Below are 15,761 nucleotides of genomic sequence, written 5' to 3'. Positions count from 1 at the left end.
GAAGATCAAATGTGGGAGCGGGCTTGCCCGCGATGGCGGTGGGTCAGTCACAGCATAATTGACTGACACTCCGCTATCGGGGGCAAGCCCCCTCCCACAGTGGTTTTTGGGTGGGGATTGGGAGTGGACTTGGGTTAGTGCGGTGGGTAGTTGGAGAGGATTTTGCTGACGGTGGTGCGGATGGCGTTGTTGCGGTCTTGTGGGTTTGGGCTGCTGGCCATCATTTGCTCGTCACTGCCACGCCATACCAGCTTGCCGTCTTTGCCGTCCAGCAGGTCAATCTGGAGTGTTGCCACTTTGTAGGTGATGTTGCGCGTTTCGTTGTACATCGGCCCGCCCCAATAGCCATTCCAGGGGCCACCCCAGGCGCCGCCGTAGTTGGTGGTGACTTGTTGCTGGCGGTCTTCGACGATCAGGTAGGCCTGCACATTCAGGTCGGCCTTGGTGCCGGCCGCTGCAGGGCGCAGGCCGCGCTGGTCAAGTTGTTCGCCCACGGCCTGGCGGATGCGCTGCTCGGTGAGGTCACTCTTGATGCGTGGATCATCCGGGCGGTATTGCAGCGCCGGGTCTTTCCAGGCCCAGTTGCGGTAGGCGCCAAAGTCGCGGCTGGCGTCAAAATCGTGGTTGACCTGGTTGGTCTGGCAACCGCCCAGCAACACGACAACAGCAAGTGCAGCAATGCGACGAAACATGGTCTATCTCCAAAAGACAATTCAGCCTGAGATGAGAATAGCGGCTAACTGGGTGGGTAAGCGCTCATTGCTTTTTGCATCGCCGCGCGCAATGCATCGGCCCGTTCGCTCAGGCTGCCCTGGCTGGCGGTTTCGGCGCTGGTACTCCAGACCGGCTGGCGGGTGCGGGCGTCGAACAGGCTGATACGCGCCACCGCGACCGTCACTTCATAGGTGCGCACCACCGGCACCGTGTTGTACATGCCGTAGCCGTTGCCATAGCGGTTATAGCCGCCGTAACCGTTGCGATAGTCTTCCTGCACTTGGCGCAGGCGCTTTTCCAGGCGCACATCCGCACTCACCAGCAGGTCGGGTGGGCGGTTGTCATGCAAGGGGCGCAAGCCACGCTGGTCGAGGGCGCCGCTGACCGCTTCGGCGATCTGCGCCGAGTCGGCCCAGGCGGTGCCCGGCGGTAGTTGGCCGTTGAGCCAGCCCCAGCTGCGGTACGCGCCATAGTCGCGCACCGGCGCCGGGTAGGCGCTGGCGTCAAAGGTGCTGGCCGCCTGGGCCGGAGCCGGCGGCATCGGGGCCGAGGCGGCCACGTAGGGATTGGGGCTGGAGCAGGCGCTCAAGCCTACTGAAAACAAGATCAAACAGAGACGACGCATTTCGACCTCCGCAGACTGGGCCGCTTAAACCGGACGGCAGATCCAGTGCAAATAACGCCCAAGTCCGGCAAAGCTTGGGTGACGACGGTGAGCAAGTTCCATCTCCAACAAGTCCTGTAAATCGACGCGGGCCTGGAATTCCACCGGCATATAGTCGTGGAACACCCGAACGCCACTTTGGCTTTCGACCTGCCAAAGCCCCTCGAGTTGCGCCGCCAACTCACGTGGGTCGAGCGGCTGTTGCGGGGTGAGGCTCTGTTTCTCCCCGGCCATGTCGTTCTTGCGCATTTTGCGGAAGTGGCCTTTGAGCAGGTTGCGGTAAATCAGCGCATCGCGGTTGTAAAACGCCAGCGACAGCCAGCCACCGGGCACCGTGAGCTGGTGCAGCACCGGCAGGATCGCATGGGGTTCGGCCAGCCATTCCAGCACGGCGTGGCACAGCACCAGGTCGTAAGGTTCGGTGAGTTGGCCGAGCAGCTCTTGCCAGGGCGCATGGATAAAGGTCGCGGTCTGGCCGGCGTCGGCGAAGCGTTGGCGCGCGCCGTCGAGCATTGGCTCGGCGGGCTCGGCCAGGGTCACCTGATGGCCGCGTTCGGCCAGCCACAGCGACATATGCCCCAGGCCCGCGCCGATATCCAGCACACGCAACGGGCGGTCTGGCAGGGCTTCGGCGAGGTCGGCCTGCAGCACTGCCAGGCGGATTGCACCTTTGGCACCGCCGTAGATTTTTTCAGCGAAGCGCGTGGCCAACTGGTCAAAATGACGGTCACTCATGGGCAAACCGCCGTTCGCTGTCGGCCAGTTTGGCGCGCACCACCTCGTTCATGTCCAGGCCCAGCTCACTGCACAGCAACAGCAGGTACAACACGATATCGCCGACTTCCTGCCCGGCGTGGGCGAGTGTGTCGGCGGGCAGCTGGCGCGATTGGTCTTCGGTCAGCCATTGGAAGATTTCCACCAGCTCGGACATTTCCACGCTGGCAGCCATGGCCAGGTTTTTCGGGCTGTGGAACTGCTTCCAGTCGTTGTTATCGCGGATGCGGTGCAGGCGTTCGGTGAGGTGTTCGAGGTTCATGCGGGGGCTCCTGAAGGTGTATAGCTTCGGGGGGATCAGGGATGAAGGCAAGTGAATCCCGGTGGTGTGTTTGAGGACGCCTTCGGGAGCAAGCCCCCTCCCACCTTTGAATAGGTGCAGATCAAATTGGGGAGGAGTTGCTACGGGCGCTATCGCAGGCAAGCCAGCTCCCACATTTGATATGTGTTCGCAGGCAGGGGCGATGCTTGGCTAGTCGACGACGCTGAATTCGAGGCGGGCGGTTTGGCCGGCTTCGTCGAGGACGCTGAGCTGGTAGCGGCCGAGCTGTTCGAAGCTGGCGTTGATGCTGTCCTGGTTGGCGCTGTCGCCCAGTGGCGCGCCGTTGAGGAACCACCAACGTCGGCCACTGCCGCCGAGGGCGGAGATTTTCAGGCGCAGGGTTTGTTGGCTGGCGGCGGGCAGGCGCAGTTGATCGCCTTCGCGTACGCCGACGATGGACAGTGGTGATGAGGCGGCCAGCGCCGGCGGTGGGCAATCAGGGTCGGCGGGCGGAATGCGTGCTTCACGGCGCTCCACCCTTGGCAGCCAGGGCTCCAGCGGTGCAGGCCACAGGGCGATGTTTTTTGACACGGCGCCAGGGCAATGCGCGTCCACCCGCAGGCCTTTGGCATTGACCCACACGCTTTCCATCAAGCCCACACTTAACGGCTGATCCAATGCCTGCAAGGTCGGTGGCGTGGTGTTGTCCAGCGTCCAGGCAAAGCGTTGACGACGGCAATTGGGGTCGCTGCGGCTCATGGGCTGGCCCAGCGGCCAACAGATCGCCGCCACGCCGACATTGGCGGGCACCGGTTTGACGGGCGCGCTGATCCCGCGCTGGCTGTCGCGGTTGGTCAGCACGTCGTGCACCTGCAACATCAACGGCGCCGCCGAGGCCAGGCCGAACTGCCCCGGCACCGGCGTGCCGTCAGGTCGGCCGATCCACACGCCGATCAAGTAGCGCGGCCCTACGCCAATTGCCCAGGCATCGCGAAAGCCGTAGCTGGTGCCGGTTTTCCAGGCCAGCACCGGGCGCTGCACCAACTCGGCGCGCGGGTCGCGGTCGGGCCGCGCTTGCCCGCTGAGGATGCGCCGCACAATCCAGGCGGACCCTGGCGACAGTAAAGGCCGTTCTTTAAGCGTATCGTCCGGCTGTAATCGAATAGCAGCACTCCTGCCGTCGCGGGCAAACGCGCTGTAACCGCTGACCAAGTCTTCCAGGCGGCTGCCCGCGCCGCCCAGAATCAGCGCCAGGTTCGGTTCGGCCAGCGCGGGCAGCGCCAAGGGCACGCCGCCGATGCGCATCTCAGCGGCAAACCGCTTCGGCCCGTAGGCTTCCAGCAGCTGCACCGCCGGCAGATTCAGCGAACTGGACAGCGCCGTGCTCGCCGGCACCGCGCCGCTGAAGCCCATCGAAAAGTTGCCCGGCCGATAATCGCCATAGCGCCGGGGCACGTCCTGCAACAGCGACTCGGAGTGGATCAACCCATCGTCCAGCGCCATGCCATAAAGAAAGGGTTTCAAGGTGGAGCCGGGCGAGCGCAGCGCACTGATCATGTCCACATGGCCGAAGCGCTTGGCGTCATTGATATCCACCGAACCGAGGTAGGCGCGCACGGCCATGGTTTCTTCCTCCACCACCAGAATGGCAGCGGAGGTGTGTTCCGGCAGCCGCGCGCGCCAGCCCAGCAGCAAGTCTTCAAGACGGCGTTGCAGGGTGGCATCCAGGGTGGTGCGGATCAGCGGCGGGCTGTCGGGGCGGTTCAGACGGCGGGCGAGCAAGGGCGCCAGGCTCGGTTCCAGGCGCGGGGCCAGCAACAACGGTTCTTCCAGGGCTTCATCCACGGCCGATTGCGGCCACACCTGAAATTCAGCAAGGCGGCGCAACACTTTGTCGCGGGCCTGTTGGGCGCGTTGCGGGTGGCGATCCGGGCGCAGGCGGCTCGGCGCCTGGGGCAACACGGCGAGCAACGCGGCTTCGGCGTGGGTCAGTTGGGCTGGAGACTTGCCCAAATACGCCCAACTGGCCGCCGCCACGCCTTGCAACGTGCCACCAAACGGCGCGCGGTTCAGGTACAGGTTAAGAATCTCGTCCTTGGACAAATGCCATTCCAACTGCGCGGTGCGCCACAGCTGACGCAGCTTGCCGTGAAAGGTCCGCGAATGCGGGTCGAGCAACCGCGCCACCTGCATCGACAAGGTACTGCCACCCGACACCACGCGCGCGCCGGTCAGGTTCTGCCACGTCGCCCGCACCAGCGCCAGCGGGTTCACGCCGGGGTGCTCATAGAACCAACGATCCTCGTAAGTGAGCAGCGCATCCAGGTAATACGGCGACACCTCACTCGTCTGCACCGGGTAGCGCCACACACCATTGGCATCAGCAAAGCGCCACAACGGCGTGCCATCCTCAGCCAGCACCACCCGAGCCAAATCATCCTTGGGCAGCGGCAACGGCCAAATCCGATCAGCCAGCCACAACAGCGCAATCAGCAACAACACAAAACCCACGGCCACGCGCAGTAAGTGTGGGAGCTGGCTTGTCGGGTCGCCGCATCGCTGCGATGACGGCCTATCAGTCAACTCACTCACAACTGCCCCGCCACGGCCACAACAAATCGCAAATTCAACACCGCAAACCTCTATGCTTCATGGAACTAGCCGCGACCCATCGCGACCAAAGGCTCAGTGTTGGCAATTTCGTCCACTTATTCATCGAGACACACCTATGCAAGCAGACTTTTTCGGATGGCTGGGTAACACTATCGGCTTGATCATCCACTACATCGTCGAGTTCTTCAGCGGGCTGTTCAACATGCTCACCAACGCTGGCGGCAACTTCGTCGAAGGCATGTCCCGCGCACTGGGCATGGACACCTCGATCATCAGCATCATCACCTTGATCGTTGGCCTGCTCTTCCTGTACTCAGCCGTACGCGCCTTCATGCGCGCCTCGATCATCGCAGGCGTCATCTGGCTAATGCTCGGCCTGTGGCTACTCAGCTGGGTAGTCCACTAACCTCACAACCCACCCCGATCCCCTGTGGGAGCTGGCTTGCCTGCGATAGCGGTACATCAGGAACCCAATGTGCTGGCTGGCCCACCACTATCGCCGGCAAGCCAGCGCCCACATTTGAACCCAGTTCCTTCAGCCAGACCTCAGCGGCCTTTAATCACCAAATCCGCCGGCGTCTCCCCCACCGCCTGCCAGTTCGGCCGGTACATCGACTCCACCTGCGGCGGCGGTACCCGATAAGTGCCCGGCGTCACCGCCCGCGCCAGGTACAACAGGTGCGTGGTGCCAGAGCCATCCAGATTCATCGCCGCCACATACCGATCATCGCGAAACTCCTGGTGCTTGAGCGAGGCGTTCTGCATCGACTCGCGCCATTCCTTCACCTGGCTGCTGGCGTTTTCCAGGCTGGCCGCGCTTTGCGCCAGGTTCTGGTTTTCCAATTCCAAGCCCGCAGGCAACAGGTCCACCACCAAGGCATCCGGCACACGCTGCTTGGCGCTGACGGCCAAATGCACCAGTACCAAATCACCGCTATTGACGTTACGCAGGTTCAGCGGCTGGCCGTTCATGCCCAGGTATTCGCGCCGAATGCTCAGGTTGTCACCGCCAGCTGCCGGTGGCACCTGTGGATAACCCGAGATCGTCAGCTGCTGGTACACCGGCGCCTCGCTTTGATTGCTCAAGGTCAGGTCGCTGGACAGCAACTTGCCTTCCAGCGCCAGCGTCGACTGTTGGTTATTCAACTCATGCACACCGCCGCTGCCATCGAGCAGCACCTTCCAATCGGCCTCAGGCTGCGCAAACCCAAGACGCCCGGCCAGGAACAGCGAGTTGCGCTCTTGAGTCGAGAGATACGGGCTGGCCGCCAACTGGTCCGACAGCGTGAACAAACGATCCTCGCGCTTACCCTTGGCCAAGTCGTTCTCTTCAAGCAGTGCCAGGATCATCGCCTGATCGCGCAACGGGCTGCCGTAGTCGGCCAGCCACTCTTTGGCGTTGCGCTGCGCCGCGAGCCCAGCGAGCAAGGCTTGATCAGCACGTGGCTGGTCGCCCATTTTTTGCAGGGCGATGGACAGCTGCACCAACGGCAACCCGGAACGCGCATCGCTGCGACGCTCGAAAATACTGCGCAACGCCCCCAGTGGCGCCTGCTGACTGCGCGCCAACACCATGCCGGCGTAGGCCTGCACGGCAAAGCGGGTGTGGTCGGCGTTGTCGCTGTAATCCACCTCGATCAGGTTGCGCTCCTGCACGTAACGCAGCAGGCGCTCACTGGCTTTCTTCAGCGCCTCGGGCGGCACGGCAAAGCCTTGGTCACGGGCGCGCAGCAGGAAGTCGGTGACGTAGGCAGTCAGCCAATATTCCTCTTCGCCATCGGCGCCCCACAAACCAAAGCTGCCGTTGTAGCGCTGCATACCCAGCAAGCGTTCGATGCCCAGTTCGATCTTGCGTTTGCGCTCGCTGTCCGACTCGCCCTTGACGCCCAGGCGCTTGAGCAATGCAGCGTCGGCATACAACGACGGGTACAGGCCGCTGGCGGTCTGCTCCAGGCAACCATAAGGGTAAGCCTTGAGCGCACTGATCTGCGCGCCGAGGTTCAGCGGTGGCCGGCTCGACAGGCTCAGCAGCGCTTCACGCCCCGAGGTATCGAACTGATCCAAGGTGCCGACCGGCAGGCTCCACGGCTGATCCTTGAGTACCGCGCGGTAATGCTTGAGCAACGCCGGGTAGGCCGGGCGCACGCCCAAGGTCCATTCGCGGCTGAACGGCGGCAGGTTTTCACCCGGCAAGTCCAGGCCATTCACCGTGACCTTGACCTTGCCCTGCCCCAGCCCGCCCCAGGCCTTGACGGGGATGCGCAAGGTGGTGCGCTGGCCTTGTTTCAACTCAACGGATTGCGCACCACTGTTGACCAACTCCAACTGCCCTTCGGCGCTCAGTTGCACGTCGAGTTTCTGTGCTTTGCCCGATAGGTTGGACAGGTCCAGCGCTAACGTCGTCTGGTCACCACCGGCCAGGAAGCGCGGCGCCGACAGCTCGGCAATCAGCGGCGCGGCAATTACCGTCTTGCCTTCGGCCATGCCATAACGATCATCACTCCAGGCCTGGGCCATCAGGCGCAATTCGCCATTGAAGTCCGGGATATTGACGCTGACTTCGCCCTCGCCCTGTTCATTGAGTGTCACCGGCGCGCTTTGCAGCGCAACAATAGTCACGCTGGTATCCGGGCGTTTACCGCCCTTGGCCAGCGCAGCATCACCACCGAAAGCCAGGCTGGCCAAACGGCCCTGGCCGGCTTCGATCAACTGGCCGTAGATATCGAATTGATCAACGCCATACGCCTTGCGGCCAAACAGGCTGGAGTACGGGTCCGGCGTGGGGTATTCGGTGATATTGAGGATGCCCACGTCTACGGCCGCCAACAGCACATGCACCTGTTTCGGCACGCTGCCGTCGGCATTCTTGGCGACGATCTTCACCGTCAGCGGTTGTTTGGGGCGCATCTTTTCCGGCGCGGTAAGGGTCAGGCCAAGTTTGCGCTGGGTACGGTCCAACGGCAGGTGCAGCAGGCCCACGGCACGTTTTGGGGTGATATTGCCTTTGCGCTCACCCGGGCGAATCACCAGGGCGCTGACGTACAGGTCATGGCGCGACCATTTCGGGTCGAGCTTCACGGCGAAGCTTTTGCCTTCGGCCGGCACCTCGATTTCCTGCCACCACAGCGGCCCTTCGCTGGATTCCACCAGCAAGTAGCCTTTACCGGCTGCAGGCGGCGTGACGGTGACGTTGGCGGTGTCGCCGTCGCCATAGGCAGGTTTATCCAACGCCAGCTTGACCTGATCCGGGCGCACGGCGCCGCCTTCGGTGTTGTCCTGGGCCTGGTAACCGGCCCAGAACCGCAGGCTGCTGACCAACCCGGTTTGCGGGTCTTCGACCTCGACGCGGTACGGGCCCCACTCCACCTGGAAGCTGACCTTGGCAGTGTCGCCGGCCTTGATGTTCAGGGTCTGTTCGTCGAGGTTGAGGAATTTTTCGTTGAAGTGATAGCTCCAGCCATCACTCTCCGAGTAGTTCCAGTAGTAGTCGCGGCGCTCACGCACCAGGCGCACTTTGAGGTTCTGCGCGGCGAGTTTTTGCCCGTCCTGGTTGGCCACCAGCACTTCGAACTCCGCCGGGCCGTCGCCATTGGTTTCCTTGCCGTCGAACAAGCCACGCAAGCCCGGCAGTTGCTCAGCCGGCCAGATCGGCTGCACCAGGCGCCGAGTGATCGGCCGCCCGCCCGACTCTTGCAGGCTGGCTTGCACGATCAATTGCAGCGGTGATTTGGCGTCGGCCCATTTGCTTTCCAGGGTCAGTGCTTCCTGGCCCTTGGCGTCGAGTACGCTTTCGTCCAGCTCGAAATCCTGGCTCAGCTCTTCTTCGGTCACGGAGCCGAACTGATAACCCGGCAGTGATTTGACCGCTTCACGCAACGGGCGCACGTAGACTTGCCCACTGACCCGGTTACCCGACGCCGGCGCACCGTAGAGGTAGCGGCCGTTGACGTGGATCACCGGGTTATCCGCCGGGCTCAAAGCCGTGTCGCTGCCCTTGAGTTCCAGCGCCAGGCGCTCGGGCAGGAAGTCTTCGACGAGGAATTCATACAGCTGTGGTTTGCCATCGCCCAGGTCGAACACCAACTGCCAGCGCCCGGTCGGGGCTTCAGCGGCCAGTTGCAATTGATATTGATAGAGGCCGGACGCATCGGCATCCCACACGAACTTACGGCTTACTTGCTCATCCGGGCGACGCACTTCGACGCTCACCGGCTGCGGCTTGACGGCGTTGCCATCCTTGTCGCGCAGCAGGGCGTTGAGCAGCACGGTTTCGCCGGGGCGATACAGGTCACGTGGGCCGAACACAAAGAACTGCAGCGGGTGCGCCGGCTGGCCGCCGATATCGAACTCGGCCAAATCCAGCGCCGCACTGTCCAGGCGCAGCATGCTGGTTTGGTCGCCAAGTTTTGCCAGCAACACCTGGGCTTTTTTCGGTAGCGGCAACTCAGCATGGCCGCCCTTCTCAGTCTTGCCCTGGCCCAGCACACGGCCTTCGGCATCCAGCACTTCGAGGTCAACGCCATCCAGCGCTTTGCCGCCTTCAAGCGCCTGGGTAAACACATCCAGGCGATTGGCGTAACGGTGCACCGACAGGCCGATATCACTCAAGGTGAACAGCGTGGCCGGTTGCGAATAATTGTAGGTGCCCGAGGCGCGCATCACCGCCAGGTACACGCCCGGCTGTTGCAATTGCTTGAGGCCGGCGATCGGCAGCAACAGGGTTTCGCGCGTGTTGCGCGCCGGGTTCAGGTCGAAACGGCCGCCGTAGACCAGGTCAGCCATCGGCAGCAGCTCGCGGGATTCGTAGCTTTGCAGGCTGGTATTGCGCCCCCACTGAGCGAGGAATGACGGCAGGGATTCGGGTTTGATCCGGAAGAATTCGACGTCGATCTTGTCGACGTTCAGCGCGATCACCGGCAAGCCTTCAGCCAGACGCGTCGGCAGCAAGGTGCCGCGGCTGGCAAAGCCGACGGTGGCTTGCAGGTCGCGGGTTTCCAGGCGCGTGCTGTATTCGGCGGCAAGCTTATTATCGTTGACCGCCTTCACACCGGCGTCGACGGTCAGCACCAGCTTGCGCTGCGGTTCGAGGTGGCGCAGGCGCAATTCCATCAAGTTATCGGAAAGCTCCCAGGCGCCATCGACCTTGCCGGACTTGCTGTCGACCAGATGGAGTTTATCGGCGAACTTTTGATCGGGACTCAACGGAATGGAAAAACTCACCGACAAGGTGCTGGCCCCGTCCAACTGGACTTCGGACACGTCCACCACGCTCAACTCACGGCCGGCATAACGCTGCTTCAACGCCGCCACATCCACCGCCGCCTTGACCGGTTTCGGCGCGCTCGACACCGTTGGAGTAGGCGGTGCAGCCGGTTTGTCGGAGGAATCGCAAGCGCTCAGCAGCGCCAGCGCACAGGCAAGGAACAGTCCTTTGTTAAGCATTGGGGCACTCGTAGTGAGAGGGATCCGAGGGGTGAACTATATATCAGCCCGAGTGGGGCCGATGGGGTACTGGTCACATTGACCGACGGAGGGTGGTTTGGTTCTGGGCCCTCTCTTATCCCAGCCAAATCCCACAGCCATTGGAGATCAACATGTGGGAGCTGGCTTGCCTGCGATAGCGGTGTATCAGCTATCACAACGTTGACTGAACGGCCGCCATCGCAGGCAAGCCAGCTCCCACATTGATTCTGCTGCGTGGCTGATGGGTGGGTACAATGCCGCTCCCCAAAGGAGCCCAAATGACAACCCTGCTCACCGACTGGCGCCACCGCCCCACCCACCGCCGCGTCTGGGCCCTGGCCGCGCCGATGATCCTGTCCAACATCTCGGTGCCGCTGGTAGCCCTGGTGGACAGCATGGTCATCGGCCACCTGCCCCACGCCCACCAACTGGGTGCCGTGGCCGTCGGTGCCAGCCTGTATACCTTCCTCGCCTGGGCCATGGGCTTTCTGCGCATGGGCTCCACCGGGTTCGCCGCCCAAGCCGCCGGGCGAGATGATGGCGCCGCACTGCGGCAAATCCTGCTGCAAGGTTTGCTGCTGGCGCTGGGCCTGGCGATGTTGCTGGGCACGGTCGGCATCCCCCTGAGCCATCTGGCCCTGGAGTGGATGCAGCCTTCCCCCGAACTGAATCAACTGACCCGCGATTTTTTCCACACGCGCCTGTTCGGCTTGCCCGCCGCCTTGGCCAGCTACGCCTTGGTCGGCTGGTTCCTGGGCACACAAAACGCCCGCGCGCCGCTGGCGATTCTGCTGACCACCAACCTGGTCAACATCGCCTTGAACCTGTGGTTCGTCCTCGGCCTGGATTGGGGGGTGGTCGGCTCCGCGCGCGCCTCCGTCATCGCCGAATGGACCGGCGCCCTGCTCGGCCTGGCGCTCACACAAAAAGCCCTGCGCGCCTATCCCGGGCACATCGCCTGGGCGGCCTTAACGCTGTGGCAAAGCTGGCGCCCGCTGCTGGCGGTGAACCGCGACATTTTTATCCGCAGCCTTGCCCTGCAATCGGTGTTTTTCATGATCACGGTGCAGGGCGCACGCCTGGGCGATGCCACCGTGGCGGCCAATGCGCTGCTACTCAACGGCCTGCTGCTGACTGCCCACGCTCTGGACGGTTTGGCCCACGCCGTTGAGGCGCTGTGCGGGCATGCCATCGGCGCCCATGACCGCCAGGCGCTGCGCCGTTCATTGGTGGTCGCGTGCGGCTGGTCGCTGATCGCCAGTGTCGGCTTCGCGCTGTTGTTCACCTTCGCCGGCCACCTGTTTATCGCCATGCAAACCGACATCCCCAGCGTGCGCGAAACCGCCGACATGTACTTGCCCTATCTGGCCGTGCTGCCTTTGATTGCGGTGTGGAGTTACCTGTTGGACGGCCTGTTCATCGGCGCCACTCGCGCGCGGGAAATGCGCAACGGCATGCTGCTGACGGTGCTGTTGGTGCTGCCGTTTGCCTGGGCGTTGCAGAGCCTGGGCAACCACGGCCTGTGGATAACCTTTCTGCTGTTCATGGCCTTGCGCAGTCTTACGCTGTGGGTGATCGCTTGGCGATTGAGCAAAAGGAACGAATGGCTTGGCGCTTCGACCTGTTAGTTCTCACAGGTTACAAAAGCCCGTCATCGGCGTTGAATGGAGGTGGGCCCTGAAGAGCGATAAATTCAGGCCCCAACCTTCTTGCAACCCAGGGACGAACCCACATGGGCGGCAATAGCACCGAGACCTCAACGGTGTACAGCCTGTACCGTCAAAAATATCGAGAAAAATAAGCAACGCAGACATCTATCCTTTCAGGAAGGACCCGACATGGATCGCAAAAGCCCCGCCGTTTTCACCGCCGTTTTGGTCAGCGTTTTCATGCAAGTGGCCAACGCCGACTCCGCACCGACGCAAAACGTGCCCGATGGGCAAGTTTTCATAGCGCCCGTACAGGCACCCGAAACCCCTGCTACAACCGTTGTCCTCAAACCGGTGGAAGTACGAAATAACAGCACGTTCGTGGTCTCTGTATTCCAAAAAGGCAAGAAGGAAACCCTCCAGCCTAACGGCATATTGACCATGGACTTGAGCAATGGCGTCATCACGCTGTCCACCACAACCAAAACGGACGCCGTGAAGTTCATAACACTGTCAGGCAAAACCGGTGCCTGCCAACAGGAAAACTGCCTGACGTTACAATAAGCCTTGGCGTTATCGGATCAATCGCCCGGCGTGAACCTGATAAATGCGGTTACCCGATCCAGCACCGGCGCCAGCCAGCGTAAGGGCCGGGAGATCGACGCCACCAACGTCGCGTGGTTGGTCTTGGTGAAGTAAAACTCTTCAACCGGCACATCTGCCGCGCGCAACTTCTTCGCCAGCCCGCCGGTATTGCGCGTGGGGTTGACCAGGCTGTCGGACGTCGAGGCAATCAACAGGCTCGGCGGTGCTCCGGCACTGACATGGTTGATCGGCTGGGAATCGGGCGGTGAGTCGGGAAAGAAAAACACCGGTTTCACGTCAGGGTTGTCAATCGGCAGGAAGTCATACGGCCCGGCCAGGCCGACCCAGCCCTTGAGCATCGATGGCGACATATTCACTTCGCCAAGCCAGCGCGCATCCAGCGCCAACATCGACGCGTTGTAAGCACCCGAGCTGTGGCCCATCAGGTAGAGCTGCTTGGGGTCGGCGCCGTAGTCGGCGATGTGCTGATAGGTCCAGGCGACGGCCTGGGCGTTGTCCTGTAGGAACAGTGGGTAACGCACTTGCGGGTAGAGCCGGTAATCGGCAATCACCACCACGATGCCGCGTGAAGCCAGGGCTTCGCCGACAAAACCGTAGTCATCCTTGGCGCCGCTGTTCCAGCTGCCGCCGTAGAAAAACACCACGACAGGGGCGTTGGGCGAGGCCTTGATCGGACGGTAGATATCGAGTTTTTGGCGCGGGTCATCGCCGTAGGCAATGGAGGCGGTTTTGGTGAAGGTGCTGGAGGGCGTCAGTGCATTGAGCACTTTGATTGGGGAGCACGCGGCAAGCAGCGCGGCGAATGCCAGGGTGAAGGCTTGCAGGAATTTACTCGACATCGTTCAGACCTCACACAGAAGGTACTACCAAACGAAGGTCAACATGTGGGAGCCGGGCTTGCCCTCGATAGCATCACCGCGATCGATCAAACAGTCCGCGGTGATGCTATCGCAGGCAAGCCAGCTCCCACACAAGCCCGGCTCCAACATTAGAGCCGGGTCACTTCAGTTACGACGACAGGTACGAAGACCGCGTCAAACCCAACCGCAACGCATCCAGAAACTGCGTACGCTCCGCCGCACTGATCTTCGCGCTCGCGCACTTGTCACGGTAATGCGTCATCAACTCCTCCGGCGACAAGTGCACATAGCGCAGCATGTCTTCGATGGTGTCGTGGGTTTCGATCCCGGCACTGTACACAGACCCGTCTTCACGCTGGTAGATGTTCACCGAGTCGGTGTCACCGAACAGGTTGTGCATGTCGCCGAGGATTTCCTGGTAAGCGCCGACCAGGAAGATGCCCAGCAAGTAGTCTTCACCGTCGTTCAAGGCGTGTACCGGCAGGCTGGTCTCGATGCTCTGCTCGTCGACGTATTGCTTGATCTTGCCGTCGGAGTCGCAGGTCAGGTCCTGCAATACCGCACGGCGCAGCGGCTCTTCGTCGAGACGGTGCAACGGCAGAATAGGCAATACCTGGCCGATGGCCCAGGTGTCCGGCAGGCTCTGGAACACCGAGAAGTTGCAGATGTACTTGTCGGCCAGCTTGTCATTGAGTTCGTCCAGCACCTGGCGGTGCGAGCGCTGGCGGGCTTTCAACGAGTTGTGCAGGCGGCGGCACACGGCGAAGTAGCACTGTTCGGCGAGGGCTTTTTCCGCCAGGGTCAGTTTGCCGTCGGCGTACTGGGTGGCCACGTCGCTCATGTAGTGCGTGGCGCGCCAGTAGGTCTCGGTGACCATTTCAATGTCGGTCGGGCCCAGCAGGTCCACCAGCCATTGCACGGTTTCCGGCAGGTTTTCCTTGTTCTCGATCAGCGGGATTTCGTCGTTGTGCTTCTCGACGTCGGTGACTTGCACCACCAGCATGGCGTGGTGGGCGGTCAGGGAGCGGCCGCTTTCGGAGAAAATGTTCGGGTGCGGCAGGCTCTGCGCGTCGCAGAATTCCTTGAGCATGCCCACGACCACACCGGCGTAGTCGTCCATGTCGTAGTTGATCGAGCTGGCGTTACGCGAGTGCGTACCGTCGTAGTCCACGCCCAAGCCGCCACCGACGTCGATGTGGTCCACCGGCAGGCCGAGGTTGCGCAGTTCGCCGTAGTAACGAATGGCTTCCTTGAACCCGTGCTGGTAGTCGGCCAGGTTGGCGATCTGCGAGCCCATGTGGAAGTGCAGCAGGCGGATGCCCTGGTCGAGGCCGGCGTCGCGGAAGCGCTCGACCACCGACAGCAGTTGCGCCGCCGACAAACCGAACTTGGACTTCTCACCACCGGTGTCCGCCCATTTGCTCGACGCCAGGGACGACAAGCGCACGCGCAGGCCGACCTGTGGCTTGACCTTGAGGTTGGCGGCCTCTTCGATCACCAACGCCACTTCGGATTCTTTCTCGATCACGATGAACACGTTGTGGCCGAGCTTCTGGCCCATCAGCGCGAGGCGGATGAACTCACGGTCTTTGTAACCGTTGCAAACGATGGTGCCGCCCTTCGGCGCCAGGGCCAGCACGGCCAGCAGCTCAGGCTTGGAGCCGGCTTCCAGGCCGATGGACACGTCTTGGGTGGCAATGATGTTCTCGATCACCGCTTCCTGCTGGTTCACCTTGATCGGGTACAGCGCGGTGTACTTGCTCTGGTATTCCAGGCGCTCGATGTTGGCGTCGAATGCACCGGTCAGCTGGCGCACGCGGTCTTGCAGGATATCGGGGAAGCGCACCAGCAACGGCAAGGACAGGCCGCTCTTGCGCAGCTCGTCGACTTGCTCGTACAGATCGACAGGCGTGCTGTTCGGGCCGTTCGGACGGACTTCAACGCGACCGGCTTCATTGATCGCGAAATACCCGGCCCCCCAATGGCGAATCCCGTAAACACTGCGGCTGTCCGCAACTGTCCATTGGCTGCCATCGTCTTTGCGTGTGCGTCGTACGGACATCGAAGTCCCCTATAAATGAAGGCGAAGGCGCCGCCCCTGGTTTGAGGCTGGCGCAGTCTAAAGAATGAAAATGACGATTTGCCTGTGAGCAAGG

11 protein-coding genes are annotated in these 15,761 nt (G+C 62.2%); 3 read left to right on the top strand and 8 right to left on the bottom strand.

Annotation, left to right across the window (positions count from 1 at the left end; all coding sequences use genetic code 11):
* Positions 1-134 precede the first annotated feature (134 nt).
* The 5 genes from KZH41_RS04530 to pbpC form a co-directional block, all read right to left on the bottom strand.
* A complete protein-coding gene (locus KZH41_RS04530; protein ID WP_094949813.1) occupies positions 135-692 on the bottom strand; it encodes a DUF4136 domain-containing protein in 558 nt (185 codons plus the stop codon).
* A gap of 44 nt (positions 693-736) precedes the next feature.
* Positions 737-1,339: a DUF4136 domain-containing protein gene (locus KZH41_RS04525; protein WP_094949812.1), complete on the bottom strand. Its 603-nt coding sequence runs from the start codon at positions 1,337-1,339 to the stop codon at positions 737-739.
* A 24-nt stretch (positions 1,340-1,363) separates the two neighbouring features.
* Complete coding sequence (locus tag KZH41_RS04520; RefSeq protein ID WP_094949811.1) at positions 1,364-2,113, bottom strand: methyltransferase; 750 nt, start codon at positions 2,111-2,113, stop codon at positions 1,364-1,366.
* Complete coding sequence (locus KZH41_RS04515; RefSeq protein ID WP_083355457.1) at positions 2,106-2,414, bottom strand: MazG-like family protein; 309 nt, start codon at positions 2,412-2,414, stop codon at positions 2,106-2,108. The genes KZH41_RS04520 and KZH41_RS04515 overlap by 8 nt, the downstream gene beginning before the upstream one ends.
* 210 nt (positions 2,415-2,624) lie before the next feature.
* Entirely contained in the window at positions 2,625-4,937 is a 2,313-nt protein-coding gene (pbpC, locus tag KZH41_RS04510) for a peptidoglycan glycosyltransferase PbpC (protein ID WP_263275079.1), read from the bottom strand.
* Between the two features lie 205 nt (positions 4,938-5,142).
* On the opposite strand from pbpC, the gene KZH41_RS04505 reads away from it, so the two are divergent.
* Positions 5,143-5,433, top strand: a complete 291-nt coding sequence (locus tag KZH41_RS04505) for a hypothetical protein (RefSeq protein WP_094949809.1) — start codon at positions 5,143-5,145, stop codon at positions 5,431-5,433.
* Between the two features lie 140 nt (positions 5,434-5,573).
* Here KZH41_RS04505 and KZH41_RS04500 read toward each other — a convergent pair whose 3' ends face one another.
* Positions 5,574-10,469, bottom strand: a complete 4,896-nt coding sequence (locus tag KZH41_RS04500) for an alpha-2-macroglobulin family protein (protein ID WP_263274441.1) — start codon at positions 10,467-10,469, stop codon at positions 5,574-5,576.
* Between the two features lie 299 nt (positions 10,470-10,768).
* Between KZH41_RS04500 and KZH41_RS04495 the strand changes: the two genes are divergently transcribed.
* Together KZH41_RS04495 and KZH41_RS04490 are read left to right on the top strand one after the other, a co-directional pair.
* On the top strand, positions 10,769-12,118 hold the full coding sequence (locus tag KZH41_RS04495; protein WP_094949807.1) for an MATE family efflux transporter: 1,350 nt from the start codon (positions 10,769-10,771) through the stop codon (positions 12,116-12,118).
* 210 nt (positions 12,119-12,328) lie between these two features.
* Positions 12,329-12,703: a hypothetical protein gene (locus KZH41_RS04490; RefSeq protein WP_094949806.1), complete on the top strand. Its 375-nt coding sequence runs from the start codon at positions 12,329-12,331 to the stop codon at positions 12,701-12,703.
* Positions 12,704-12,720: 17 nt separating this feature from the next.
* Here KZH41_RS04490 and KZH41_RS04485 read toward each other — a convergent pair whose 3' ends face one another.
* A complete protein-coding gene (locus KZH41_RS04485) occupies positions 12,721-13,584 on the bottom strand; it encodes an alpha/beta hydrolase (protein ID WP_242154188.1) in 864 nt (287 codons plus the stop codon).
* A gap of 169 nt (positions 13,585-13,753) precedes the next feature.
* The gene (speA, locus tag KZH41_RS04480; protein ID WP_094949804.1) at positions 13,754-15,667 is read right to left on the bottom strand and encodes an arginine decarboxylase; all 1,914 of its coding nucleotides are present in this window, start codon (positions 15,665-15,667) and stop codon (positions 13,754-13,756) included.
* Between the last annotated feature and the right edge of the window lie 94 nt (positions 15,668-15,761).

Source organism: Pseudomonas sp. YeP6b, from assembly GCF_025642995.1.
Classification (GTDB): Bacteria; Pseudomonadota; Gammaproteobacteria; order Pseudomonadales; family Pseudomonadaceae; genus Aquipseudomonas.
This window is presented reverse-complemented; position numbering and strand designations above follow the sequence as displayed.